Origin of the sequence: Pantoea sp. B566 (assembly GCF_024793925.1) — a bacterium.
Classification (GTDB): domain Bacteria; phylum Pseudomonadota; class Gammaproteobacteria; order Enterobacterales; family Enterobacteriaceae; genus Pantoea; species Pantoea ananatis.
This window is the reverse complement of sequence record NZ_JANUQL010000003.1, coordinates 792,480-816,377: the sequence shown is the minus strand read 5'-3', so window position 1 is coordinate 816,377 and position 23,898 is coordinate 792,480. Positions and strand designations below refer to the sequence as shown.

The 23,898-nt window shown below is 49.2% G+C and carries 20 protein-coding genes; 12 read left to right on the top strand and 8 right to left on the bottom strand.

The window, feature by feature from the left end:
- Positions 1-91: 91 nt before the first annotated feature.
- Positions 92-403, top strand: a complete 312-nt coding sequence (gene fliE, locus NYE92_RS05520; RefSeq protein WP_013026173.1) for a flagellar hook-basal body complex protein FliE — start codon at positions 92-94, stop codon at positions 401-403.
- A gap of 841 nt (positions 404-1,244) precedes the next feature.
- Positions 1,245-1,535 (top strand): hypothetical protein, encoded by a 291-nt coding sequence (locus NYE92_RS05515; protein ID WP_014605566.1) that lies wholly within the window; start codon positions 1,245-1,247, stop codon positions 1,533-1,535.
- A gap of 291 nt (positions 1,536-1,826) precedes the next feature.
- Here the strand turns inward: NYE92_RS05515 and NYE92_RS05510 are convergent, their stop codons facing one another.
- Positions 1,827-2,027: a hypothetical protein gene (locus NYE92_RS05510; RefSeq protein WP_019106602.1), complete on the bottom strand. Its 201-nt coding sequence runs from the start codon at positions 2,025-2,027 to the stop codon at positions 1,827-1,829.
- A gap of 285 nt (positions 2,028-2,312) precedes the next feature.
- Here NYE92_RS05510 and NYE92_RS05505 point away from each other — a divergent pair, with 285 nt between their 5' ends.
- Positions 2,313-2,579: a hypothetical protein gene (locus NYE92_RS05505; RefSeq protein WP_013026170.1), complete on the top strand. Its 267-nt coding sequence runs from the start codon at positions 2,313-2,315 to the stop codon at positions 2,577-2,579.
- 38 nt (positions 2,580-2,617) lie between these two features.
- On the opposite strand, the gene NYE92_RS05500 is transcribed toward NYE92_RS05505, so the two are convergent.
- Positions 2,618-2,857: a DinI-like family protein gene (locus NYE92_RS05500; RefSeq protein WP_013026169.1), complete on the bottom strand. Its 240-nt coding sequence runs from the start codon at positions 2,855-2,857 to the stop codon at positions 2,618-2,620.
- A 175-nt stretch (positions 2,858-3,032) separates the two neighbouring features.
- Here NYE92_RS05500 and iraP point away from each other — a divergent pair, with 175 nt between their 5' ends.
- Complete coding sequence (gene iraP / locus NYE92_RS05495; protein WP_014605567.1) at positions 3,033-3,329, top strand: anti-adapter protein IraP; 297 nt, start codon at positions 3,033-3,035, stop codon at positions 3,327-3,329.
- A 135-nt stretch (positions 3,330-3,464) separates the two neighbouring features.
- Here iraP and NYE92_RS05490 read toward each other — a convergent pair whose 3' ends face one another.
- The gene (locus tag NYE92_RS05490; protein WP_014605568.1) at positions 3,465-3,788 is read right to left on the bottom strand and encodes a DUF6388 family protein; all 324 of its coding nucleotides are present in this window, start codon (positions 3,786-3,788) and stop codon (positions 3,465-3,467) included.
- 243 nt (positions 3,789-4,031) lie between these two features.
- Here NYE92_RS05490 and yedD point away from each other — a divergent pair, with 243 nt between their 5' ends.
- Positions 4,032-4,490 (top strand): lipoprotein YedD, encoded by a 459-nt coding sequence (gene yedD, locus NYE92_RS05485; RefSeq protein ID WP_013026165.1) that lies wholly within the window; start codon positions 4,032-4,034, stop codon positions 4,488-4,490.
- Positions 4,491-4,572: 82 nt separating this feature from the next.
- On the opposite strand, the gene amyA is transcribed toward yedD, so the two are convergent.
- From amyA to fliD, 4 genes are all read right to left on the bottom strand, one after another.
- On the bottom strand, positions 4,573-6,054 hold the full coding sequence (gene amyA / locus NYE92_RS05480) for an alpha-amylase (RefSeq protein ID WP_014593942.1): 1,482 nt from the start codon (positions 6,052-6,054) through the stop codon (positions 4,573-4,575).
- Positions 6,055-6,158: 104 nt separating this feature from the next.
- A complete protein-coding gene (gene fliT / locus NYE92_RS05475) occupies positions 6,159-6,518 on the bottom strand; it encodes a flagellar protein FliT (RefSeq protein ID WP_013026163.1) in 360 nt (119 codons plus the stop codon).
- The gene (fliS, locus tag NYE92_RS05470; protein ID WP_014605569.1) at positions 6,518-6,928 is read right to left on the bottom strand and encodes a flagellar export chaperone FliS; all 411 of its coding nucleotides are present in this window, start codon (positions 6,926-6,928) and stop codon (positions 6,518-6,520) included. Before fliS ends, fliT begins: the two co-directional genes overlap by 1 nt.
- A 14-nt stretch (positions 6,929-6,942) precedes the next feature.
- Positions 6,943-8,340, bottom strand: a complete 1,398-nt coding sequence (gene fliD, locus NYE92_RS05465; protein ID WP_014605570.1) for a flagellar filament capping protein FliD — start codon at positions 8,338-8,340, stop codon at positions 6,943-6,945.
- Between the two features lie 253 nt (positions 8,341-8,593).
- Between fliD and NYE92_RS05460 the strand changes: the two genes are divergently transcribed.
- The 7 genes from NYE92_RS05460 to NYE92_RS05430 all read left to right on the top strand — a co-directional run bounded on the left by NYE92_RS05460 (position 8,594) and on the right by NYE92_RS05430 (position 22,518).
- Entirely contained in the window at positions 8,594-9,523 is a 930-nt protein-coding gene (locus NYE92_RS05460) for a flagellin (RefSeq protein ID WP_014605573.1), read from the top strand.
- A 304-nt stretch (positions 9,524-9,827) separates the two neighbouring features.
- Positions 9,828-10,760 (top strand): flagellin, encoded by a 933-nt coding sequence (locus tag NYE92_RS05455; RefSeq protein WP_014605572.1) that lies wholly within the window; start codon positions 9,828-9,830, stop codon positions 10,758-10,760.
- 353 nt (positions 10,761-11,113) lie between these two features.
- Complete coding sequence (locus tag NYE92_RS05450) at positions 11,114-12,043, top strand: flagellin (RefSeq protein ID WP_014605573.1); 930 nt, start codon at positions 11,114-11,116, stop codon at positions 12,041-12,043.
- A gap of 864 nt (positions 12,044-12,907) precedes the next feature.
- Complete coding sequence (locus NYE92_RS05445; RefSeq protein WP_014593938.1) at positions 12,908-13,813, top strand: flagellin; 906 nt, start codon at positions 12,908-12,910, stop codon at positions 13,811-13,813.
- Between the two features lie 189 nt (positions 13,814-14,002).
- Positions 14,003-17,695: a glycosyltransferase gene (locus NYE92_RS05440; protein ID WP_064373935.1), complete on the top strand. Its 3,693-nt coding sequence runs from the start codon at positions 14,003-14,005 to the stop codon at positions 17,693-17,695.
- 130 nt (positions 17,696-17,825) lie between these two features.
- The gene (locus NYE92_RS05435) at positions 17,826-21,299 is read left to right on the top strand and encodes a glycosyl transferase family 2 (RefSeq protein ID WP_014605575.1); all 3,474 of its coding nucleotides are present in this window, start codon (positions 17,826-17,828) and stop codon (positions 21,297-21,299) included.
- A gap of 76 nt (positions 21,300-21,375) precedes the next feature.
- Complete coding sequence (locus NYE92_RS05430; RefSeq protein WP_014605576.1) at positions 21,376-22,518, top strand: DegT/DnrJ/EryC1/StrS aminotransferase family protein; 1,143 nt, start codon at positions 21,376-21,378, stop codon at positions 22,516-22,518.
- A gap of 254 nt (positions 22,519-22,772) precedes the next feature.
- On the opposite strand, the gene NYE92_RS05425 is transcribed toward NYE92_RS05430, so the two are convergent.
- Positions 22,773-23,879 carry an FkbM family methyltransferase gene (locus NYE92_RS05425; RefSeq protein ID WP_014605577.1) on the bottom strand — a complete coding sequence of 369 codons (1,107 nt, stop codon included), beginning with the start codon at positions 23,877-23,879 and terminating at the stop codon, positions 22,773-22,775.
- Positions 23,880-23,898: the final 19 nt, after the last annotated feature.

Sequence of the window (23,898 nt, the reverse complement as noted above, 5' to 3'; positions counted from 1 at the left end):
TTAGCGCCATTTAGGGGCTTTGTCTTATTGACAATGTGTTAACTTCTCCGCACATCAAAAATCTTCATCTCTTTTCAGTGAGGTAACAGCCATGTCAGTGCAGGCAATCGAGGGTGTTTTACAGCAGTTACAGATGACGTCGCTCCAGGCCAACAACAAGAGTAACGACGTCACCAGCCATATCGACTTCGGTGCGACCATGAAGGCCGCGCTGGATAAAATCAGCGAAACGCAGACTTCTGCACGCACCCAGGCGCAGGATTTCGAAATGGGTAAGCCCGGGATCGCGCTGAATGATGTGATGGTCGATCTGCAAAAATCATCCATCTCAATGCAGATGGGAATTCAGGTCAGGAACAAGCTGGTTTCGGCTTATACCGACATCATGAATATGCAGGTGTAGTCACGTCACTGACGGGGGAATATCAGGTTCGTGCAAGGTGGACTTTGGGTTGTGGTAGAGCCAGGGCAGAGTGCGTGTTTGTGATAGGGCATCCAGCGCTGCTTTTTCTTATCCTTATTCCTTATCCACGCCGTCATACACCTGATAACCCCTCAGTGAAGGAGTTTGCCGCGGCTGACTGGCGAACAAGTTCAAAAGTGTAAATCGATAAAAACAGACTGACCGACCCCTATACTGGCCACTAAGCCGGTTAACTCACGTCTGACAACCCGCCAAACGTACGCCTTAAAATTTATTGCCTCCGTAAGAGATAACCTTTATTTACATCACCTGTGCTATCGCAAAAAAAAGAATTTTTATCCTGACTGGAATTAACACGCCTGAGTGAAAACAATTATCCTTCACAGGGTTTTGTTTAATTTTTATTTAACTTACAAGCTATTTTTCAAGAGTGTTGCCGCGGTATCTCGAACAGCAATATAAGGTTTTCTTCAGTTTCAATGCGATGACATCGCTGATAAAAGAAAGATATTTTTCGATAATAAATAAGAAGGGTCGCGGCGGTACGAATGAAAGATGGCTTTGTTTATCTAAACTCCTTTCGATAAAAACTCAGTGTTAATGTGGGTGGCGGTATAGAGGTAAGGCTGTGAACATGTTGCCTCATCCCGCGGTGAAGGCACCCCTGGCAGGGCGTGAGCAGCAAACCAGGCAAGGCCTGTCAGCATAAAGTGAGAATGAGCAGGTTTATAAGAAATAATATCTGATTAAAAGATTTAACTTTTTAAAAAAATTGCTCCGCGTTAATGTAATATCCTTGTTTACCCATCCTTTGGTTAAAATGAAATACTTAATTCAAACTCTGCTCGCTAACTCAAATAGCGGTGGGCAGATTAAATATGAGATTTATTCTGACGTTCAAGGCTCTGACTCTTTAAGCAAGATCCCTGAAGGCACATGCAGGGTGATTTCATATAAGCTGGTCAAGGGCTCTATTCAGTTACTGGATGACGATCTGGATTTGCAGGCGTTATTTGATGCTAACCGACCGGCGCAGGGCGTGTTTTATCCAGATGGGCCTCACAGGGTTAATCTTGAAATGCTGGTGGACTACCTTCATAAACAATCCTGAGTGACGGCGAGCCGTATTTACTTAAAAAGGCGTGATGGCATGCTAACGGGATGCAAACACATCGTTGCGCTGTTTTTTGGCTTTGTAATCTAAATTGCATGCCTCACTCTTCGTGCATTTCCTGGCGATAAGGATTACGTCAGGCGAAGTTAAAAATGATACAGGTCTGTTACTGCAGGGACGATACGGATGTAAATACAGGGTATTCGATGACGTGCTTTTTAATGATGAGGCATTGATTGAGCAGGTAAAAGCATGCCCCGGCGCGGAACATGCTCGCGATAAAACCACTCAGGACGCTTTAAAAGGGTCTTTTTTATCATCCTGACTGTCATCATTTTTTCTCGGGACTTCCCCGTGATCCTTAGGTGCATCCTTAGCGGGATGATCGTCTTCCTCATAGGCATTGCCTGCATGAGGTGCCGCTTCGGGTAAACCTTTGCTGACATCGCCCTCATGTTTACGCTGTTCGTTACTGTGATGTGTATGCATGCTTCGCTCCTTTTTGAGTCTGTTAAGTCTAGTCCAGCTAAACCAGACCGTCACAATTCCCCTCAATCAGTGGGGCTCGCTCAAAAATGGGCACCCTTACTTATAGCGACTAAGCTTACGCATTGACGCTTTGCTTTCATGGTGCTTACTCATCCTACCGTTTTCCGCTCATGTCACTCACGCTAGTGAGTTCCGATTATTCCTAATGCAAAGTCGCTATATTGTTCTACCTTTAAATCTCCAGGCGACATTTTCATTGGATAAACAACCATAAGGAAACACAGCATGACTGATTCAATCGAAACCAAAAGCAAAACAGATTATCTGCGTGACGTGGCATCTCAGCTGAAAGAAATGCGTCACTATGCACAGACGAACACTGAGACGCTTTCTGCACATTGGTTAGCCTTTGACGCCGGCGAGTATAAAGATGAAGGAAACGCAGCCCGCATTGACGCGCTGCTGAACAAACAGGGTACGTTACTGGAAGATCTGGAGACGGCCATTCAGGATATCGAAATCGAAATTAACCACAGCGAGCAGGAGAGTTAAGCCATCCCCCGCTGACTGAGGCGGTGGCGGTTAACGGATTAATCAGCCACCAGCCAGAATTCTGCTTCATCAAACATCTCTTCCACGAGTCGCGCTATTGTCGCCTTCTCGTTCTTACTGAGATCGGTCTCTATCGCATTCCGCTCCATAGGCTTGACCTTAACCTCAATGTCAGGGAACACGCGATGCACCCGTTTCTCTAGTTCTGCTAAAATCATCTCACGCGCTCCTGGCAGGCCCGCGACATTACGTTTATCGTAAATTAACTCTACAAACATGTTAACAATCCCTTAAGGGCAAAATCGCCTCGCCATTTTACTGTAAATAAAAACAGTATCAAGCTGATGTTTATCTTAATTCGTTTTTTCCGCGTTGCGTAGAAAAGCACCGTCATCTGGTTTACTCTGAGTGCGTTCACAACACTAAGTGCGCTCACTCACCAGGAGAAGTGCAATGCGACAATTGGTTATAGATATTCTGCTCAAACTAGCAAAAATGGATGTCGACGCTAAGGAACTGACTGCGCAGATAGAAGCACAGTCATTGTTGGTGGCAGCTTTATTGGTCCAGGCGAAACAAGATAACGCATTAACCATCTCCGAAACGGTTCAGGATGCGATAGTGACGGCTTCACGTTCATCATCTGAATTTATGCAGTCGGATATTGATTTACTGCTTACTCACATTAACCGGCTGCTGGCCGTCGCTAAGTATGTTGAAGTGAGAGGCAAAATGGCGCAGGAAGAGTAATGGCAAACGCTGGCGATAAGTGTGTTGTCTGTCGCCAGCGACGCCGGAAAAAGGAGAGGCTCAGCGAACCCATCCTGATGGTTAACAGGGCGATGACATCAGCGGTATTTTCATTGTCCCGCCAGGACCTGCTTACTACAGTTCATTTTTAATACAGAATTCTTCCCAGCTCATTCCCAGTGATTCCGCATGCGATCTGAGATAACGTTCTATGGCCTCGGCAGCGACGGCTTTATCCGGTTCAGCCAGCTGGATCGAGAAAATCATACCATCAAGGTTCTTCTGGCGTAAAAAAGCCGCGTAGATGCGTTCAGCATGCCATTCACGTAGTTCACGCAGTGACATATTGGCGGCGCGGGCATCGCTTTCTGTGAGTTCGTCTAATGCTGCCTGGAAATCCGCGTGGGCGGTAAAAAACAGGGCGCGAGCCTCGGCGTAATAAGCTTCTGGAGTTTTCATTGCAGGTTTCCTGATAGGTAGTGCAGGGCGACAGTGTAGCCTGTTGCGTCTGGCTTGTCAGGCTAAGCGGTGCAGGATGAAAAACGGTCAGTTCGCGGTGCTGATATTGATAAATGTTGCCCGTGCGCGATGAAAGCGTCAGAAAATGCAGTTTTACGCTGAGGGCAGCATTCAGATAGCTTGCGCACCTTACCGTAAAAATTATAACGTAGCCGCCATTGACCGGATTTTAGGGATTAAAAAATGAAAAACTGGATGCTGATTGCCACTCTGGCGCTAAGTGGCTGCGCACAAATCAATAGTTATGAGAGTGCGGTGCAAACGCCTGCTCCGGCAAATTTGCAGGGTAACTGGCAGACAGTAGGGCCACAAAGCGATCTGATTAGCGATAAGGCGATTGCCAGTCTGATCGTCAATGCCGATGGCAGCACTCTGGATTGCCGCCAGTGGCAGCGTGTCATTGCAAAACCAGGCAAGCTGACCCAACTCAATGGCGATTATGTCAATGTGACGCGTCAGGTGCGGGTGATGACGCTGGACGTCGATAACGGTGAGCTGGAATACGATGGTCTTACCCTGCGCAAGGTCGAAAAGCCGACCGTTGAATGCCAGAAAGCAGAGCAGGAAGTGGCAAAACAGCCTAATGCCGACGTTATTCAAAATATCGAGCCTGAAATTATGCGGCCGGCATTAGCAAAATAATTGGCTGAATGCGGTCCAGAGACCGCTCTCAGCATAGTCACACGGGTGAATCAGTCAATCTGGTGGCGTTGGCAACCTCTGTTTATGCTTCAACAACCCAGACGCTCACGCTGCCACCATTACAGCTAAACAGCGCGCTGCCATTATCATCGGTGGTAATGGTCTCTGATTTATGCCCAAGATAGTCACGCCACACTTTTCCGGCATAGCCTTCGCCCATCGCAATGTGTTTTTCTCCCGCCTCACCGTTTGACATGATCACCACGCAACCGGGCTTTTCCGCCGTGCCGCTTCGGCTAAAGGCTACACAGTTTGGATGATCGAAATAATCGGTTTGTGCGCCCCAGCCAAATAGCTGGCGGGCTCGGATCAGACCTTCGAGTTCGGGAATAACGGGCATATCGACCTGGTGAACGTCGCCATCACCGCCCTCATCCTGATAGCTGGCACCGAAAAGATCGGGATAGAACACTGTCGGTACACCTTGCTCACGTAACAGAATAAGCGCGTAAGCGAGCGGTTTAAACCAGGCTTCAACAGGGGCTTCCAGCGACTGTAACGGTTGCGTATCGTGGTTTGCGACGATGGTTACGGCATGCCAGGGATCGGCCAGAACCAGTGAGTTATCAAAGATTTTGCTCAAGTCGTAGGCGCTGCCCGCTTTAGAGGCCTGATGAAAGTTCATATGCAGGGGTGCATCAAAGAGCATCGTTTTGCCGTCAACCTGGTGGATATATTCCTGCAGTTTGTCGGTTTCAAAAGACCAGTATTCCGCCACGATAAATAAAGGTTCGTTGGCGACTTCCTGAACGTGGTCGATCCACGCTTTATAAAACCACGCCGGGATATGTTTTACGGCATCCAGTCGGAATCCGGTGCAGGGCACCTGTTCCATCACCCAGCGCGCCCAGTATTTAAGCTCTTCGCTCACAGCATTATTACGGAAGTCAATATTGGCACCCATCAGGTAATCGAAATTACCGAGCTCGCTGTCTACCTGGTCGTTCCAGCCCTCTGCGGTGTAATCGTTGATGATCTTAAAAACGCCATTTTCATCGGGGTTTTCAATATGATCGACACCGCTGAAACATTTATAGTCCCAGATGAATTTAGAATACTGTCCTGCCCGGGCAGGGAAGTTAAATCGTGTCCAGGCTTCACACTCTATAACATCAGGGTATATTTCATCGCGATTATCGGGATTAACCCGATTGACCCGAATCTGCTCTTTTTCGTCAGCGCCCATTTTATGGTTCACCACAACATCCAGCAGTACGCCGATATCGTGACTGCGTAACGCATTTACCGCATCCAGTAATTGCTGTTTATCACCGTATTTTGTGGCTTTACTGCCTTTTTGTTCGAACTCGCCTAAATCGAACAAATCATAGCTGTCATAACCCACCGAATAGCCACCGGATTCACCCTTATAACAGGGGGGGAGCCATACCATGTTGATGCCTATATCATTGAGCAGTGAGGCTTTTTCCGTAACTTCCGGCCACAGTTTGCTGCCATCGGGATAATACCAGTGGAAAAACTGCAATAGGGTTGGGTTGTGCATGACGCGTTTCCAGTCAGAGGAGAGGGAACTGGAAGTATGGGATAAGAGTGGAGAAATTACGCGGGTGAATTAAAAATATAGTTTCCACCCGCTAAAGCCGGGCTTTACTGCTCTTTAGGATAAAGAATATTGCCTGCCATATTACCGTAAGAGGTCATGATGTTCTGTTGCTGCGTTGACGTCGTGACCAGAGAGCGCAGCTCTTGCATGCGCTCACCTAATAAGGTTTTCAGCGTAGTTTCGTTATTGAGAATTTGCTCAAGTACGGGGCGAATCTGTGCCCGTTGTAACGCCGAAAGCACACCGGCATCGTTATCACGAGCCACACGCTCGACGCTGCTAACATAGGTGGATTCACAACTCAGTAATGCCTCCCATTGCCCTTGTCTGGCATTTTCCAGCATAGCATTACTGAGCGTGAGTAATTCCTGATACTCTTTTAGCAGCGCGAGTGGGTGACTCATTAAAACGTATCCTGCTGTGGCTGATAGTTAGGACCAATCTGTTTCCAGGCATCGGCGATGTTATTCAGCAAGCCTTCGACTTCCGCAATGGCTTCAACGTCATTATTGAGGTTGGCCTGTAACAAACGGCGGGTCATATATTCATACAGGTTATCAAGGTTGGCAGAAATCTCACCGCCTACTTCATGATTCAGGCCTGCACGTAAGCCATTAGTGATGATATTAATGGCTTTAGATAAGGCGTTTCCTTTACCCGGGATATCGCCTTGCTCAATTAAGATAGCTGCTTTTTTCATGGCGCTCAGCGCGCCATCAAACAGCATCACAACCAGCTGGTGCGGGCTGGCGCTTAACACCGCGCTCTCCACGCCGACCTGGGCATAGGCCTGGGTACCGGACTTAGCGTACATGCTTACCACTCCTGTTATAGTTTAGCGAACTGCTGGGTCAGATAGTTGCCGGTCTGCGTCATAGAGCTGACGAGCGTTGACAGGCTGGTGAACTGCGTTTTGTAACGCGCCATCGTTGCAGCGATTTGGCTGTTCACATTGTCATATTGATCCGACAGCTTTTTCAGTGACGTATTAATGCCGTTGGTGGCATTTTGTACCTGTCCGTCGCTGGCCAGAATTTGTGTCAGCTTGTTATTGGTTTGGGTTGCAAAACCGGTGGTTTTACCGTCACCCGTCAAAAAGTTCAGAACATCTGTTGGCTGATTGGTCAGGGCGTTGTTCAGCTTAGTGCTGTCTACGGTCAGCTTGCCGTTGACATCCTGCGTGATGCCCAGCTGTGACAGGGTGGTCAGGCTGCCGCCAGACTGTGCGCTGGATAACTGACTGCGCAGGCTGGTCTGAATATTACGCAGCGTGTTATCCCCTAACAAATCCCCATTGCCCGTACTCTGCGTCTCACCCGCTTTAACGGCAGTGTATTTCGTTTGGTTACCGATCGTGGTCTGCAGCGAATTGTATGCATCAACGTAGGCCTGAATCGCCGCGGTCATGGGCTGATTATCCGTGGCCACCGTTAAGGTTTCTGGCGTATTCGCTGCGGTGGTTTTCGTCAGGTTGAGCGTGACGCCTTCGGGGGCATCAGTAATGGTATTGCTGCTGCGTGTGATGGACACGCCGTTAATCTTTAACTGTGCATCTTTTGCGGCAACCTGTTCGGTCATCGCGTTACTGCTGCCGCCCTGACTGTAATTAATATACTGCGACAGACTGCCATCATTTGAGCTTACCGTCATGGCATTCGCCGTGCCGCTGTCACGCGCAGTCAGGGACAGATAATAGGTATTATCATCGGCTTTAATGATGCTCGCATTGACGCTGCCTTGCTGCTTATTAATCGCATCGCGAATATCGGCCAGGCTGGTTTGATCTTTCGTCAGTGTCACGGTTAGCGGTGATTTTTGACCGGACTGCGAGATGGTAATGGTGCGTGAAGCCAGGCTCTGATCGCCCAGATCGGTATCTTTACTGGTAGCAGCTTTAGACAGCAGGGACTGAGAAGAGGCCAACTGGCTCACTTCTACAGAATAGTTACCTGCGGAGGCTTTACTCGCCAGCGTGGCAGTAAACGCGGTGTTTGTGCTGGTCACTTTAGTGGCGGCAATAGTCGATGCATTTTGCAATGCCGCAGCAGCGGTCTGGAATTTTGACAGGCCTGTTTTCACCACGCCCCAGGCGGTAAGCTGGGCATTGTAAGAGGACTGTTGCTTAGTAATTGGCGTCAGCTTAGTCTGTTCAGCTGTTTCCAGACTATTGTACAGAGTATTGAGATCGAGGTTAGTACCAGCACCGAGTGAACTTATACTTGCCATGGGTTAATCCTTTACGGGTTATACGCTAAGTAGATTGGGTATCGGCAGCGAGTGGCAAAAGATTAGCCTGTTTTTGATAAATTTAATGCGCCAATAAAGAACGCTTCTTTAATTGTCTTCGCGGGTTTGCCTGCCAGAAAATTCCTGAAATTTTTCCCTAAAGGTTGCTCAGAGGCTGACGATAATCAGGTTGTCGGTGAGCAAACCGAATTCAGACGCCTTAATCTGGCTCAATTTTTAAAGGAAAAACATCATGGCAGTGATTAACACTAACACCCTGTCTCTGGTTACTCAGAACAACCTGAGCAAATCTCAGTCTTCACTGGGTACTGCGATTGAGCGCCTGTCTTCCGGCCTGCGCATCAACAGCGCGAAAGACGATGCAGCCGGTGAAGCGATCGCTAACCGTTTCAGCTCTAACATCAACGGCCTGACCGTTGCTGCCCGCAACGCCAACGACGGTATCTCTCTGTCGCAGACCGCTGAAGGCGCGCTGACCGAAGTCAACAACAACCTGCAGCGCGTACGTGACCTGACCGTTCAGGCGCAGAACAGCTCTAACTCAGCGTCTGACATCGACTCAATTCAGGCTGAAGTTAACCAGCGTATGCAGGAAATCGACCGCGTCACCAAGCAGACCGACTTCAACGGCATCAAAGTACTGAACACCGGTTCAGGCAGCACCACTTACAACTTCCAGGTTGGCGCCAAAGACGGCGAAACCATCGGTATCACCATCAGCGCAAGCGACGGTTTTGACCTGGCCGCTGCCGGTCAGTCTGGCACCACCCAGAACACCAGCTCAACAACCGGTCAGACCGTAAACGGTAACGCGCGTACCACTTCAGCGATCGGTTTCGACGTGCTGAAAGGTGCCGTCACCGGTGGTACCGGTGGTACTGCAGCAGGCACCACGCCGCTGGCCGATATCGATAAGGCGATCAAAGCGGTAGACAACCAGCGCAGCCTGCTGGGTGCGTCTCAGAACCGTTTTGAGTCCACCATCAGCAACCTGAACAACACCGTAACCAACCTGACCGCGGCCCGCAGCCGTATCCAGGATGCGGATTACGCAACGGAAGTGTCGAACATGTCCCGCGCGCAGATCCTGCAGCAGGCCGGCTCTTCTGTACTGGCCCAGGCCAACCAGGTTCCACAGACCATGCTGTCTCTGCTGCGTTAATCGCCGCAAAACCTGTATTAATAAAAACGCCCTCAGCAATGAGGGCGTTTTTTTATTGCCGCGGCAGGCTGATGACAACCTCAACGGATTAGGCGCGCGGTAAGGTATTGAACAGCGTTTTGAGGCTCTTTTTGTACGAAGTGATGTCCGCTTTAGCAGTACAGGCTTAGGTTTTTACGGCAAAGTAATAAAAAACGACACGAAGAATTAAAGTTTCAACCAGAGCGGGCGATAACAATATTGAAGGCAATAAAGCCGCAGGCCAAATACCTGACCCTGACTTTCTTATTAAAGGACATTCATCATGGCAGTCATTAATACCAATACCCTGTCTCTGGTTACTCAGAACAACCTGAGCAAATCTCAGTCATCACTGGGCACTGCCATTGAGCGTCTGTCTTCCGGCCTGCGCATCAACAGCGCGAAAGACGATGCAGCCGGTGAAGCGATCGCTAACCGCTTTACGTCTAACATCAACGGCCTGACCGTTGCTGCCCGCAACGCCAACGACGGTATCTCGCTGTCGCAGACCGCTGAAGGCGCGCTGACCGAAGTCAACAACAACCTGCAGCGCGTACGTGACCTGACCGTTCAGGCGCAGAACAGCTCTAACTCAGCGTCTGACATCGACTCAATTCAGGCTGAAGTTAACCAGCGTATGCAGGAAATCGACCGCGTCACCAAGCAGACCGACTTCAACGGCATCAAAGTGCTGAACACCGGTTCAGGCAGCAGCACCTACAACTTCCAGGTTGGCGCGAAAGACGGTGAAACCATCGGTATCACCATCAGCGCAAGCGACGGTTTTGACCTGGCCTCAGCCGGTCAGTCTGGTACCACCCAGAACACCCGCGCAATGACCACGGGCGACACTGTAAACGGCAACGCGCGTACCACTTCAGCGATCGGTTTCGACGTGCTGAAAGGTGCCGTCACCGGTGGTACCGGTGGTACTGCAGCAGGCACCACGCCGCTGGCCGATATCGATAAGGCGATCAAAGCGGTAGACAACCAGCGCAGCCTGCTGGGTGCGTCTCAGAACCGTTTTGAGTCCACCATCAGCAACCTGAACAACACCGTAACCAACCTGACCGCGGCCCGCAGCCGTATCCAGGATGCGGATTACGCAACGGAAGTGTCGAACATGTCCCGCGCGCAGATCCTGCAGCAGGCCGGCTCTTCTGTACTGGCCCAGGCCAACCAGGTTCCACAGACCATGCTGTCTCTGCTGCGTTAATCGCCGCAAAACCTGTATCAATAAAAACGCCTTCAGTTATGAAAGCGTTTTTCATTTGTGTCATATAAATATCCTTCTCAAACGAGTTTGCTCCCGTTTTGCTTTTACCTCATCCATTGCTTTTTGTGTCGGGCATTCATAGCCCAATGCGAAACAGCGCAATGGTTTTTATGTTGCTGATGAGGTTATTCAGCTACGCCTGAGATTCCATCTGAACAGGTTTTCCAACGGACGATTAAAAAAACCTGCGTCCTGCGTAAAGTTTTGCTCATGACGGGCGATAACAATATTGAAGGTGATGAAGCCGCAGGCCGAATCCAAACCCTGTAATTTTTATATAAAGGATAATTATTATGGCAGTTATTAATACCAATACCCTGTCTCTGGTTACTCAGAACAACCTGAGCAAATCTCAGTCTTCGCTGGGTACTGCGATTGAGCGCCTGTCTTCCGGCCTGCGTATTAACAGCGCAAAAGACGATGCAGCCGGCGAAGCGATCGCTAACCGCTTCAGCTCTAACATCAACGGCCTGACCGTTGCTGCCCGCAACGCCAACGACGGTATCTCTCTGTCGCAGACCGCTGAAGGCGCGCTGACCGAAGTCAACAACAACCTGCAGCGCGTACGTGACCTGACCGTTCAGGCGCAGAACAGCTCTAACTCAGCGTCTGACATCGACTCAATTCAGGCTGAAGTTAACCAGCGTATGCAGGAAATCGACCGCGTCACCAAGCAGACCGACTTCAACGGCATCAAAGTACTGAACACCGGTTCAGGCAGCACCACTTACAACTTCCAGGTTGGCGCCAAAGACGGCGAAACCATCGGTATCACCATCAGCGCAAGCGACGGTTTTGACCTGGCCGCTGCCGGTCAGTCTGGCACCACCCAGAACACCAGCTCAACAACCGGTCAGACCGTAAACGGTAACGCGCGTACCACTTCAGCGATCGGTTTCGACGTGCTGAAAGGTGCCGTCACCGGTGGTACCGGTGGTACTGCAGCAGGCACCACGCCGCTGGCCGATATCGATAAGGCGATCAAAGCGGTAGACAACCAGCGCAGCCTGCTGGGTGCGTCTCAGAACCGTTTTGAGTCCACCATCAGCAACCTGAACAACACCGTAACCAACCTGACCGCGGCCCGCAGCCGTATCCAGGATGCGGATTACGCAACGGAAGTGTCGAACATGTCCCGCGCGCAGATCCTGCAGCAGGCCGGCTCTTCTGTACTGGCCCAGGCCAACCAGGTTCCACAGACCATGCTGTCTCTGCTGCGTTAATCGCCGCAAAACCTGTATTAATAAAAACGCCCTCAGTGATGAGGGCGTTTTTTTATTGCCTGAAAACATGATGTCTTCATGGCTGTGGGTGAAAAAGTGAAACGCTTGCTTGAATGTTACAGGGATTCATACGGCATTTCACGTCGGTGAGTCTCTGGCAGGTCAGCTCACAGCGTTGAGTATCGAACGCTGACGTAAGGGAATAGACAGAAATATGCTGCGTTGAGGGCCTGGGCTAAAACAGGTGCATATCCTGATGCTGATTCGTTCCTGAAAGTGGTTCTGGCAGGCACGGCTATGACATCTTGCGTTATATCCGTTCATGTTCAGGCCGACTGGCTTTTAAAAGGGAAGCGGTTTGACATGAGATGATGAATAGCAATTATTAACGCAATGTTATTATCACGCCTTTCTGGGAATGGATTATTGAAGATGGAATGCTGAAACAGGTTGCCCGAACAGGCACTGAGATATCACGATGTTTCTTTATTGCAGAAATAACATTTTGTCTCGGTGGTGGCATCATATTAAAGCGGAGCCACTTTTCAATAAAACCGGTAAGTGAAAGGTTTTAATACGGAATAAATAGGCGAAAAAATATAACCGCCTATTTAATAACGTTTTTTAATACAGGGGAAAGTGAGCAGGGGAGCGCCTGCTGCCAGGAATACGGTAAGTTTACGCTTCAGTACGGCCCGACCTTGACCTGGGAAGCCTTTTGTAAACAAATTTCAGTTGTCCTCTTTGGTAAAAAAAAAGACTAAAGCATAAAGTTTTAAGCCAGGAGGGCGATAACAATATTGAAGGCGATGAAGCCGCAGGCCAAATCCGAACCCTATAATTCTTTTATGAAGGATAATTATTATGGCAGTTATTAATACCAATACCCTGTCTCTGGTTACGCAGAATAACCTGACCAAATCTCAGTCATCACTGGGTACTGCGATTGAGCGCCTGTCTTCCGGCCTGCGCATCAACAGTGCAAAAGATGACGCAGCGGGTCAGGCGATTGCCAACCGCTTCAGCTCTAACATCAACGGCCTGACCGTTGCTGCCCGTAACGCCAACGACGGTATCTCGCTGTCGCAGACCGCTGAAGGCGCACTGACCGAAGTCAACAACAACCTGCAGCGCGTACGTGACCTGACCGTTCAGGCACAGAACAGCTCTAACTCAGCGTCTGACATAGACTCAATCCAGGCTGAAGTTAACCAGCGTATGGAAGAGATCAACCGCGTCACCAAGCAGACCGACTTCAACGGCATCAAAGTGCTGAACACCGGTTCAGGCAGCAGCACCTACAACTTCCAGGTTGGCGCGAAAGACGGTGAAACCATTGGTATCACCATCAGTGCAAGTAACGGTTTCAACCTGTTCAATACCTCTGGTGCGACGTCTCAGACTACAGGTCAGACTATCAATGGCAACGCCCGTACTACCGCTGCAGAAGGCTTTGACGTACTGAGCGGTACCGTAACAAGCGGTGGCAGCACTGATGGTGCGCCGCTGGCCGATATTGATGCTGCCATTAAAGCAGTCGATAACCAGCGCAGCCTGCTGGGTGCGTCTCAGAACCGTTTTGAGTCCACCATCAGCAACCTGAACAACACCGTAACCAACCTGACCGCGGCCCGCAGCCGTATCCAGGATGCGGATTACGCAACGGAAGTGTCGAACATGTCCCGCGCGCAGATCCTGCAGCAGGCCGGCTCTTCTGTACTGGCCCAGGCCAACCAGGTTCCACAGACCATGCTGTCTCTGCTGCGTTAATCGCCGCAAAACCTGTATTAATAAAAACGCCCTCAGAAATGAGGGCGTTTTTTTGCTTAATCGCTTTAATTAGCCCGGTTTACTGTAGCTAATGTCCCGCTAAGTTAGTCGCTTACACTTCTACAATAGTCTGATATGGGTGATCTATGTGCGTGCAGATTTTGCTGATGCACAACCAGAGGATATCAGATGAGCAGGCTTTTAATTAGCATCGACAGATTCGAGCACTTTTCCATTCACGTTAATGAAGCGCTCGATATCATTGATGTTTTTTTGTCCTTAGGATGGCAGGTTGACGTTGTTACCAGTACGTACGGTAAGACGGTGTCATTTGAACTGGAAAGGCTCAGACAGAATCCAGACTTTCGCATCATCAGCGAAAAGCTGGGCACTTTGGCCGATGAGTATGGGCTTATCCTGGTTTACAAAGGTTTTTTTAGCCAGAAACTCCTGTCTTCTGTTGGGTTATTTTCCAGAACCGCGCCCGTTATTTTCCGGCATTTTTACGACTATCACGATGTTTATATGCCATGGGGCGTTGAGCTTGAGAATCAGCTTGCTTCACTCTCTCTCAGCCTGTCGCCGGCGATCTCTGAGCGATTACTCCAGAACGGCCTTCTACCCGGTCAGGTAGAGGTTTTACCCTATACTTTCTCCCCTGCATTCAATGCATTCGGGCAGCGTAGGATTCGCACAGAATTGAAAAAGGTGCTTTATTTTGCGCCTGATATTTCTGCCGAAATGTATGAACTGCAGCAGCAGCTCAAAGCACAAGCAATCAGCCTGGAATGGTTCGATTGCAGCCAGCCTGTTAGCCGTATTGAGCCTGAGTGGCTCAATAATTATGATGCCGTTATCGGTAGTGATGAGATTGTGGCGAAATCACTCATCCTCGGTATTCCTGTGTTTCTCGCCTCTACAAATTATGTTGAAGGCTATTTAGGCGAGCATAATTTTAGTGAGTTCGATAAATCACATTTTACTGTCGTTAACCTGCAGTTTTGTCCTGATGCGGATGAATGGATTGAATTACTCAAACGTGGCTTCAAGGATGCACTGCATTGGACGCTTGCAAATGAAGACCGCTTCCGGAATCAGTGGGACCTGTCTTGTGCCATCGACAAAATCATTAGCCTGCCACTTGTAGCCAAAAAATGGTCTATGGATGAACGCGCGCATCACGCTTTGCGTTTCCATAGCCAGTCAGTGTTGTCATGGGTAGACAAAAACTATTCTATAGAGCAGTGGCTTAAAGAGAGGCGTATTACGGACGCCCGTCGGGCAGCATTACTCTCGTTTATTGGAGCCGTTCCAGAAAGTGGTCACATCGGCGTCGTCATCGTTAATGAAAAAGGCAACGCAGCTGACTGCAAACGTTCTCTGGCTGCGGTCAGGGAGCAAACACTGCCGCCCTCGACAATAAGCTTATTAAGCGATGATGATGTCGTTTTAGATGAAGGAACTTTTGCGCGATGTGAAAAGGGCTGGCTGGCTGAACTTAACCACTTGCTCAAAGACACAAGCGCCCCTTCCGCATTTATTGTTGTCATGGCAGGAGATGAGCTTTTACCGGATGCCTTGTTGCTCATGGCTGAACACCGTTTGCGCTATCCTGATACCGCCTTCTGGTATTGCGATGAGAGCTTTAACGATGAAAACAATGAACCCGGCGTCATACTGCGACCCGCGCCTAATATCGATCTGTTAAGAAGCACGCCTTACGTGGGCCGCACGCTGATGTTTGACAAACATAAGGCGCAGGCAGCAGGGGGGATCACCGATGAAATGAATCCCCTCGGACTTTATCAACTTCTTTGGCAATGCATTGAACAGCAAGGGCCGGGTGCACTTGGTCATCTGTCAGAAGTGGTGGTAAAGAGCAGTAAAGATAACGGCCGCTGGTTCGAGGAAAGCCATTACAGCGCAGCCTATCAGGACGTTGTTAAAGCACATTTACAACGTTTAGGGATTACGGCATCACTTGACGCCGGAATGAATCTGGGCACGATGCGGGTGCGTTATCACTGGGATGCTAAACCGCTGGTTTCAATTATTATTCCCACCCGCGACCACGCCGCCTTATTACGTACCTGTATTGATACGTTGATGGAGAAAACGCGCTATCCCTATTATGAATTGCTGATTGTTGATAACCAGTCAGTGGACGAACAGGCGTGTGCATTTCTTAACGATCTTGAAAAATTAAATATCGAACAAATCAAGGTCCTACGCTACGACGCGCCGTTCAACTTTGCAGCCATAAATAATCGTGCTGCGGAACAGGCACGAGGCGACATACTGCTGTTTCTCAATAACGACTGCCAAATTACCCATCCGGACTGGCTTGATGCACTGCTCGAACATGCCTTGCGTCCGGAAATTGCCTTGGCGGGCGCTCGTCTGGAGTATCAGGATGGCCGGATACAGCATGGCGGCTTTCTGCTCGGCGTACAGAATGGTGTAGACAGCCCCTGGGATGGGGTTGATGGTGAAGCCAGAGGCTTCCAGCGTTATCTGCAAACTGAGCACAACCTGGCCGCGGTAAGCGCATCTTGCATGATGGTTCGCAAATCGGTCTTTTTTAGTCTGGGTGGATTTGCTGAACAAGAGTATCCCCTGTATTTCGCGGATGTTGATCTGGGCCTACGCGCTTTACAGCAAGGTTACCTGAACGTCTGGACACCATGGTCGCGCGTTCGTCATATGGGCGGAGCAACCCGACTGATGACGGAAAAATTCCATGTGCAGGAAAGACCTTTTCTTCACGATTACAGCAAGCTTCGCAGCCAATGGCGATCGATGCTCTTGCGGGATCCCAGCAATAATCAACAAATGCAGCGGGCAGGTAAAGCGTTCACGCTTGGCGCAGGAACGGCGCGTTTCCAGCAGCCGTTACCGGGGCGCCCCTTGCCGGTTGTGTTAGCGCATCACGTTGACTGGCAGGGATGTGGCAATCACCGTATCGTCCAGCCATTTAAAGCGCTGGAAAGTAATCTGCTGTTAGAAGGCGGTATGACCCAGCAGATTCCCGGCGTCATGGAAGTGGCGCTTCTGCAACCAGACATCATTTTGCTGGAGTCATTAAGTGGAAGCCGCTTCCCTTCAATTATGAAGCAGTATCGGGACGTCAGCGACGCGAAGATCGTGGTGGAATATGATGATTTCCTGCTGAACGTGCCGTTAAAAAATGGCAACCGCAACCACTTTCCCCAGCAGATCGTCAAAAATCTTCGCAAAGTGATGGAGTCCGCAGACTGGGTTGTCGTTTCCACGGCGCCACTGGCTGAGGCTTACAGCCGCTTTCACGCCGATATACGGATCGCGCAAAACCGACTGGCGGAAGCACAGTGGGGGCACTTATTGAGTCAACGTGGTGTCGGGCGTAAGGTGCGTATCGGCTGGGCAGGCGGCAGCACGCACACGGGCGATCTGCAAATTTTATTGCCAATTATCAAGGAACTGGAAGATAAGGTTGAATGGGTGTTCATGGGGATGAAGCCCCGGGGCGTTCACTGCGAATTCCATCCAGGCGTGCCTTTTGAGATGTATCCAGAAAAACTCGCCAGCCTCAACCTGGATCTGGCGCTGGTTCCTCTTGAAATCAACCAGTTTAATGAATGCAAAAGTAACCTTAGGCTGCTGGAGATTGGCACCTGCGGCGTGCCCATTATCGCGACCAGTATCGAGCCTTATCGCTGTGGATTGCCTGTGACCCTGGTTGAAAACCGCTTCAAAGACTGGATGGGCGCTATCCGCTCGCACTTAGGCGACATGGAGGCCACTTATCATCTGGGCGATCAACTCCGTGCTGCCGTCCATCAGGACTGGTATCTAAGGGAGAATGGATTAGATGAATGGCAGAAAGGTTGGCTTTCTGCCTGAAGCGGTTGCGGCGCGTCGTCTTGATGATGACGCCGTCGTTACATGACTGGACATAAGGTCTCCGTAGAGACACACGACTTTCAGGCAACGCCAGCTTTTCATTGTCGCGCCTGTAGAAAAAGAGGCTGTTATGCGTGGGTTCACCTTTCCATACTTACTTCTGGCACCTGATTACATCGAATCGTCATCCGGCGTTCAGGTTATTCATCAGCTCTGTCATATGATTAACGAACAGGGCGGTAAAGCCTGGATGGTTAATTGCCGGGTAAATCCAGAATGGAATACGCCGGTGATAAACAGTGAAGACTGGATGGTTATTCAAAACAGCGGACAACCCTGGATTGCCATTTACCCTGAAATCGTGTCGGGAAACCCTCTCTCCGCGCCCGTTTGTGTTCGCTATATGCTGAACCGGGAAGGCGTGATCATGAATAATCGGATACATGAAGGACCAGAAGATTTATTTTTCTGGTACCGCAACGAATTTGCTGAAAAAGCGGTTGATCCACAGATATTGGGAATTGAATCGTTTGATCTGCAATTATTTTGTGACGACAACCCGGAGAAAGACCTTAATATTCTCTACCTGAATCGTGTGCCTGAATCGGTTGTTGATTTCAGCCGACTCCCTGCAGATACCAAAATCTTGTCTATGGCAAACCCACTGCCTCTGAAAGAACTTGCCGTTGTGCTCAAGCGTACGCGCGTATTTTATTCGTATGAATCCTCGGGCACCTGCGCAATGGCGATTTTATGCGGAAGTCCCGTAGTTTCGTTAACCGCACCGGGTTATGAAAAGTATGCCATTACGCAGGAAACCGTGCGTGACAACGGTGGCGCTGGATTTTGCTGGGAAAACACCCAGGAAGCGATTGATAACGAGCGCCAGAATTTATGGAAGATGCGTGAATATTTTCTGGTCCGACGCGCGCGAAGTCAGCAACAGTTTGAAAACTTCGTTACGTTGACACAAGAAAAGGCCGAGCAACGTGCCGCGCATGATAAGCGACACGCTTTGAATGACTGGCTGTATAAGCGTCTACTTCCAGTTCCTGCTGAAAAGGTGCAGAGTATTGCGCCACCGCCAGGCCTCAGAATGCTGATTGCCGTGCAGTCAGGTCGCGCAGAAGACATGAACACGACGCTGAATACCTTACTGCCTCAGTTAGATCATGTAAAAGGATGCGCTGTTTTACTGGCGGCTCATCAGGAAACGCGACACGTTTCTGATGATCGTGTCGTTCAAATCGGGCCTGAGGTATGGTTGGGCGAAATTAATCGTTATCTGGAGCAGAACGTTTACGACTGGATATACGTCGTCCCTGCCGGATGCCAGTTTACTGCGGAAAGTTTACGACTCATGGCTGAAGCCTTGAGCAGCAGAACGGAATGCGCTTTTGTTTACGCGGATGAAGGCCTCTCTGACAATGAAGGGAAAATTCATCCCCATTTTAAGCCTGCATTTTGCCCGGATCTTTTTCTGAGTCAGCCTTCACTCTATCTCAAGCGCGGGATCTTCGCGCGAAACGCCATGATGGCTATTGGCGGGTTTAATGCTGATTTTTCGGAGTGCTATGAACTGGATGCGGTTACACGGTTGTTAGCCACGTACGATCGCAATGCCTTTGGCCATGTTTCAGAAGTCTTTACCGTGACTGCTCTGAACAGCTGTGTGACACAGGAACTTCAGCAGGAACATGCTGTGTTGCAATCTTATCTTCAGCAGCAGGGCTTCAGCCAAGGTGTAGTGGAGCACCAGCCGGGTAAGCCGTGGCGGTTAAAATACAGCATGGAGCCGGTTATTTCGCTCAGCATCATACTTGTCGCTGGCACGGATATTCATCAACTGCAGTGTTGCATCACCACGTTATTTGAACAAACCTATCAACCGCTATGCCAGTTGATTGTTATTGTGACGCCAGCGACCTCTGAGGCTATCACGGCCTGGCTGACGACAAATTTGTCAACAGCATCGGTTAACATCCACATCCTGAAAAGTCATGGTAGCCAAACCCAGGAAGCTGCGATTAATGAGGTAGCAGGGCAGGCTGAAGGCGAGTTTCTGCTGTTGTTGGATCCCAGTGTTTTATTTGTCAGCCGCGGCTGGCTGGAGGCGCTGGCATGTCATGCTCTACGGCATGACGTTGTCTGCGTCGCGCCTCATATTATCAACCTGGACAGTCAGATCTTATGTGCCGGAGAAATTCTTGGGGTTCGGGGCCTGGCCTTCCCCGTCGGTTATGCCGAAAGATGGGGCAATGCAGGCTACCTGTCACGTTATCAAAGCGACTGTAGTTATTCGACGTTGCCCACAGACTGTTTGTTAATCAGAAAAGACAGATGGCTGGAGATCGGCGGATTTGATACGGCTTACACACAACCTCTGCTGGCCAGACTGGACCTGAATCTGCGACTGGTTCAGCAGGGCGGTCGGGCAATATGCACACCCTACAGCGTCGTAGCGAAACAGGAAGCCGTGACGGACTTTCCGCCAAATTACGCGTTGTCGCCTTCACAGGACCTCGACCGTTTCTATCACACCTGGCTCCCTGTTCTGGCAGATGATCCGGCTTATAATAAAAATTTAAGCCTGAACAGAACCCTTTTTACCGCAGACAGAACGTTAGTCACGGGCTGGAATCCGCTCAAACATAGCGAAACACGCACCGTCATTTTTATCGCGCAGGATCAGAATGATACTGGCGTGCAGCGATTTATCACCGCTCTGGACAGGCTAACGAATGCCGGCGGCGTCAAAAGCGTGCTTCTTGAACAGATACCCTCCGCGCCAGAATTATTGCGGCATCATCCTGACGAGCTCGTTATCAGCGGCGAACTGTCGGATCTCGCCTGCCAGACAATCAGGCAACTCAAAAACGCCGTAACCTGTCGTGTTCATTATCTTATTCAGGACGATCCGAATGCGCGGAAATATAAAAAATTAATTGAAGATAATGTTATCGATAACTGGCTAACGTACAGCGATGCCCTGGCCAATTGGCTCAAAAAGCGCCATAAACCTGTCGTTATTCTTCCCAATGTTTTAGTGCAACCCTGTCAGGATAGGGTTAAGCAGAAAAAAGACAAATGCCGTGTCGTGTGTTTCACATACGATCTCAGGAAGAAAGAGTGTGAATTACTGACTTCAGCGATAATGGCAAGTGCTGAAAGGCTTGACTGGATTGTCATTGGGCATTGTCCGCCGGAATGGCTGCCTTATATCAGGGAAACGTACCGTTTTCAGACTGAGGCCCGCCTGGTCGCGCAGTTGCTGCATTGTGAAGCCGATATCGCCGTGCTTCCGCGCTGCAACAATGATGAAAACCGTTACAAAGATAACAACGTGCTCATGCAGTTAGCGGTTATGGGGATACCGGCGATATATAGCGATCATCCTACATTCGGTGAATCCGTTCCCGGCTGGAAAGTAAAGCATAACCCGAACGCCTGGAAAGAGGCTATCGCAACACTTTGTGCAGAGACGTCGCTCACTGACACGATGAGTCAGCAGTTGAAAGAAAAAGCTTATGACGAGGTAAACCAGAACGCGCTTATGACACTTTTCGGCCGGATACAGGCGTTATCTGAAGCAACTCAGGCATAAATGACGTGCAAAGACAGCGAGCCAGATAAAAGCCCTGTACGCATTCAACAATTATTTAAGGTCAGGAAGTTATCCGATGAAGATAAACAAGCCCTCATCAAATGTGCTGGTGACAAGTCCTCTTCTGCCGCCCTTGGAAGAGTTCCTGCCTTATTTAGAACGTATCTGGGACAGTAAACAGCTCACAAATGGTGGTCCCTATCACCAGGAGCTGGAACGGGCCCTTGCCGATTATCTCGGTGTCGAGCACCTCAGTTTGTTCGCGAACGGTACCCTGGCGCTGGTGACTGCGCTACAGGCGCTCAGAATCACGGGGGAGGTGATTACCACGCCATATTCTTTCGTCGCGACATCCCATTCCTTATTATGGAACGGCATAAAACCCATTTTCGTCGATATTGATCCTGTTACCTGCAATATCGATCCTGAAAAGATTGAGTCCGCCATTACGCCAACCACCAGTGCAATTTTACCCGTTCACTGCTATGGCATTCCCTGCGATGTTGACCGCATTCAACGTATTGCCGACAACTACGGTCTGAAAGTCATTTACGATGCCGCGCATTGTTTTGGTGTTAAACAAAAAAACGTCAGTATCCTAAATCACGGCGATCTGTCTGTTTTAAGCTTCCATGCAACGAAGGTATTTAATACGTTTGAAGGCGGTGCCATTATCTGCCCGAATGAAAAAATCAAACGACGTATTGATTATTTAAAGAATTTTGGCTTTGCCGATGAAACCACGGTGGTTGCGCCGGGTATCAATGGCAAAATGAATGAAGTTCAGGCGGCTTTTGGATTACTCCAGCTGAAGCATGTGGATTCAGCGCTGGCTAAGCGTAAAGTCATTTATCAAAAATATCAGCAGGCATTAGGGCATATACACGGACTTACGCTACTACCGCTCGTTGATGAAACCGACTGGAACTATGCGTATTGCCCGGTCTTTGTTCACGCGGGATTATTCCCGATGACGCGTGATGAACTGTATCATCACTTCAAAAGCCAAAATATTTATGTCAGACGGTATTTTTATCCGCTCATCTCCGATTTCCCGATGTACAAAGGCTATGAATCATCGGCTCCTTCAAATCTGCCGGTGGCCAGTCAAATTTCTCAGCAGGTGTTGTGTTTACCAGTGCATCCGAACCTGGCGGAAGAAGATCAGGATGAGATTATTAACATTATTATGCGCGCCAGCAATGTGAATGCTGCGTAAGTCATCAATCCGGATCTTTGCAAGCCCGTCATGCAAAAGTGAACATGCTTTTGCATGACGCTGCAGATCTCACATGCATTTCATCTGCACGATCTCGCTTTCTTAATCGGTTCTCATCTCAAAAATCGTTGCTGACAGCGGTACATTGACAGCAGCCTGAAAAAGAAACGGGAAGGGCACAGACGACGGATACAGGTAATGAGAATAACTCTGCCCGGTTGATACGCGAGAGCCGGGCTGATGCAAAGAAAAAATCAGGTAGGAATCGCGTACAACACCAGTTCAAAAGCATGAACAGGATGATGTGCGCGGAGATAAAACCGATACCCGGGCATAATGCTTTTAATATAAGCAGGGATCTTTATAAGATCATCCGGTTTATGATAGGCGCTGATTGCCAACAGTGGGTAACAGCGTTGAATACTGTTTTTCGCCCCCTCCAGCGCAGAAAGCTCAGCACCTTCAATATCCATTTTGATAAATGTCACCTTACTGTCCGCAATAACGCTATCGAGCGTGGTTAATACGATACTGTTAGTCGTGACCTTTTCGGTGATTTTTGAATCCAACGCTTTTCCTGATTCGAAATACAGCGTTGTCTCTTCACTCCATACGCCTGCCTGGTGGCATTCACAATACGCTTTATCCGCTGTAGCGGCACACAGCAACGGGTAATTGACCTTGTCTGGTTCGAAGGCAAAGATTTTTTTCGGCAAAGGGAGTCCGCGGGTTGCCAGTGCGGCTTCGAAAGCATTCACGCTGTCACCATTATAAGCGCCACAGTCAACAAAAACCTCGGACTTACTCAACGCGACAATGTCGATTGGGAAGTAATGGTTCTCATCATATACTGCTTTAATATAGTCAGAGCGTGCGCTAATACGCTGATTCATGAATGCGATAAACGTCTCGCGAGATTTATCATCACCAAGACTTTCATATAAGGAATGCAGTGCATCAGCATGAGTCTGACAAAAATCATAGGAGATAATTTCTTCGGTGTTCACGCCTGTGAAAGAGGGATCATAGACCAGGACTTCAGATTGAACGTCTGATAGTGAATTTAAAAACGTCTGATCGACATACTGTAGTGCAATAATAAAATTGTATTTCTTATTGGTGTTGAGCAAGTTTTCTAGAGGCACAACAGTCAGTTCGTTTAACGTTTGACCAGGAGAAAAATACATTTCATTGACCGCAACATAATCGATATGCAAGTGATTACGCGCCATATATTCACTGGTCTTAGTAGCCAGACAGCCTGCGCCAATGAGGACTACCGGATTGCTGTTTTGGTACATTTTCTCCAGCGTAACGAGAAAATGGTTATTTTTCTCGACTATTTCACTAAGAAAATTCATGAGAAACTCCGTTATATTT

What these genes read in the sequence shown, in the direction of transcription:
- fliE (WP_013026173.1), top strand. Translation starts at nt 92, where the DNA reads ATGTCAGTGCAGGCAATCGAGGGTGTTTTACAGCAGTTACAGATGACG.
- NYE92_RS05515 (WP_014605566.1), top strand. Translation starts at nt 1,245, where the DNA reads ATGAAATACTTAATTCAAACTCTGCTCGCTAACTCAAATAGCGGTGGG.
- NYE92_RS05510 (WP_019106602.1), bottom strand. Translation starts at nt 2,027, where the DNA reads ATGCATACACATCACAGTAACGAACAGCGTAAACATGAGGGCGATGTC.
- NYE92_RS05505 (WP_013026170.1), top strand. Translation starts at nt 2,313, where the DNA reads ATGACTGATTCAATCGAAACCAAAAGCAAAACAGATTATCTGCGTGAC.
- NYE92_RS05500 (WP_013026169.1), bottom strand. Translation starts at nt 2,857, where the DNA reads ATGTTTGTAGAGTTAATTTACGATAAACGTAATGTCGCGGGCCTGCCA.
- iraP (WP_014605567.1), top strand. Translation starts at nt 3,033, where the DNA reads ATGCGACAATTGGTTATAGATATTCTGCTCAAACTAGCAAAAATGGAT.
- NYE92_RS05490 (WP_014605568.1), bottom strand. Translation starts at nt 3,788, where the DNA reads ATGAAAACTCCAGAAGCTTATTACGCCGAGGCTCGCGCCCTGTTTTTT.
- yedD (WP_013026165.1), top strand. Translation starts at nt 4,032, where the DNA reads ATGAAAAACTGGATGCTGATTGCCACTCTGGCGCTAAGTGGCTGCGCA.
- amyA (WP_014593942.1), bottom strand. Translation starts at nt 6,054, where the DNA reads ATGCACAACCCAACCCTATTGCAGTTTTTCCACTGGTATTATCCCGAT.
- fliT (WP_013026163.1), bottom strand. Translation starts at nt 6,518, where the DNA reads ATGAGTCACCCACTCGCGCTGCTAAAAGAGTATCAGGAATTACTCACG.
- fliS (WP_014605569.1), bottom strand. Translation starts at nt 6,928, where the DNA reads ATGTACGCTAAGTCCGGTACCCAGGCCTATGCCCAGGTCGGCGTGGAG.
- fliD (WP_014605570.1), bottom strand. Translation starts at nt 8,340, where the DNA reads ATGGCAAGTATAAGTTCACTCGGTGCTGGTACTAACCTCGATCTCAAT.
- NYE92_RS05460 (WP_014605573.1), top strand. Translation starts at nt 8,594, where the DNA reads ATGGCAGTGATTAACACTAACACCCTGTCTCTGGTTACTCAGAACAAC.
- NYE92_RS05455 (WP_014605572.1), top strand. Translation starts at nt 9,828, where the DNA reads ATGGCAGTCATTAATACCAATACCCTGTCTCTGGTTACTCAGAACAAC.
- NYE92_RS05450 (WP_014605573.1), top strand. Translation starts at nt 11,114, where the DNA reads ATGGCAGTTATTAATACCAATACCCTGTCTCTGGTTACTCAGAACAAC.
- NYE92_RS05445 (WP_014593938.1), top strand. Translation starts at nt 12,908, where the DNA reads ATGGCAGTTATTAATACCAATACCCTGTCTCTGGTTACGCAGAATAAC.
- NYE92_RS05440 (WP_064373935.1), top strand. Translation starts at nt 14,003, where the DNA reads ATGAGCAGGCTTTTAATTAGCATCGACAGATTCGAGCACTTTTCCATT.
- NYE92_RS05435 (WP_014605575.1), top strand. Translation starts at nt 17,826, where the DNA reads ATGCGTGGGTTCACCTTTCCATACTTACTTCTGGCACCTGATTACATC.
- NYE92_RS05430 (WP_014605576.1), top strand. Translation starts at nt 21,376, where the DNA reads ATGAAGATAAACAAGCCCTCATCAAATGTGCTGGTGACAAGTCCTCTT.
- NYE92_RS05425 (WP_014605577.1), bottom strand. Translation starts at nt 23,879, where the DNA reads ATGAATTTTCTTAGTGAAATAGTCGAGAAAAATAACCATTTTCTCGTT.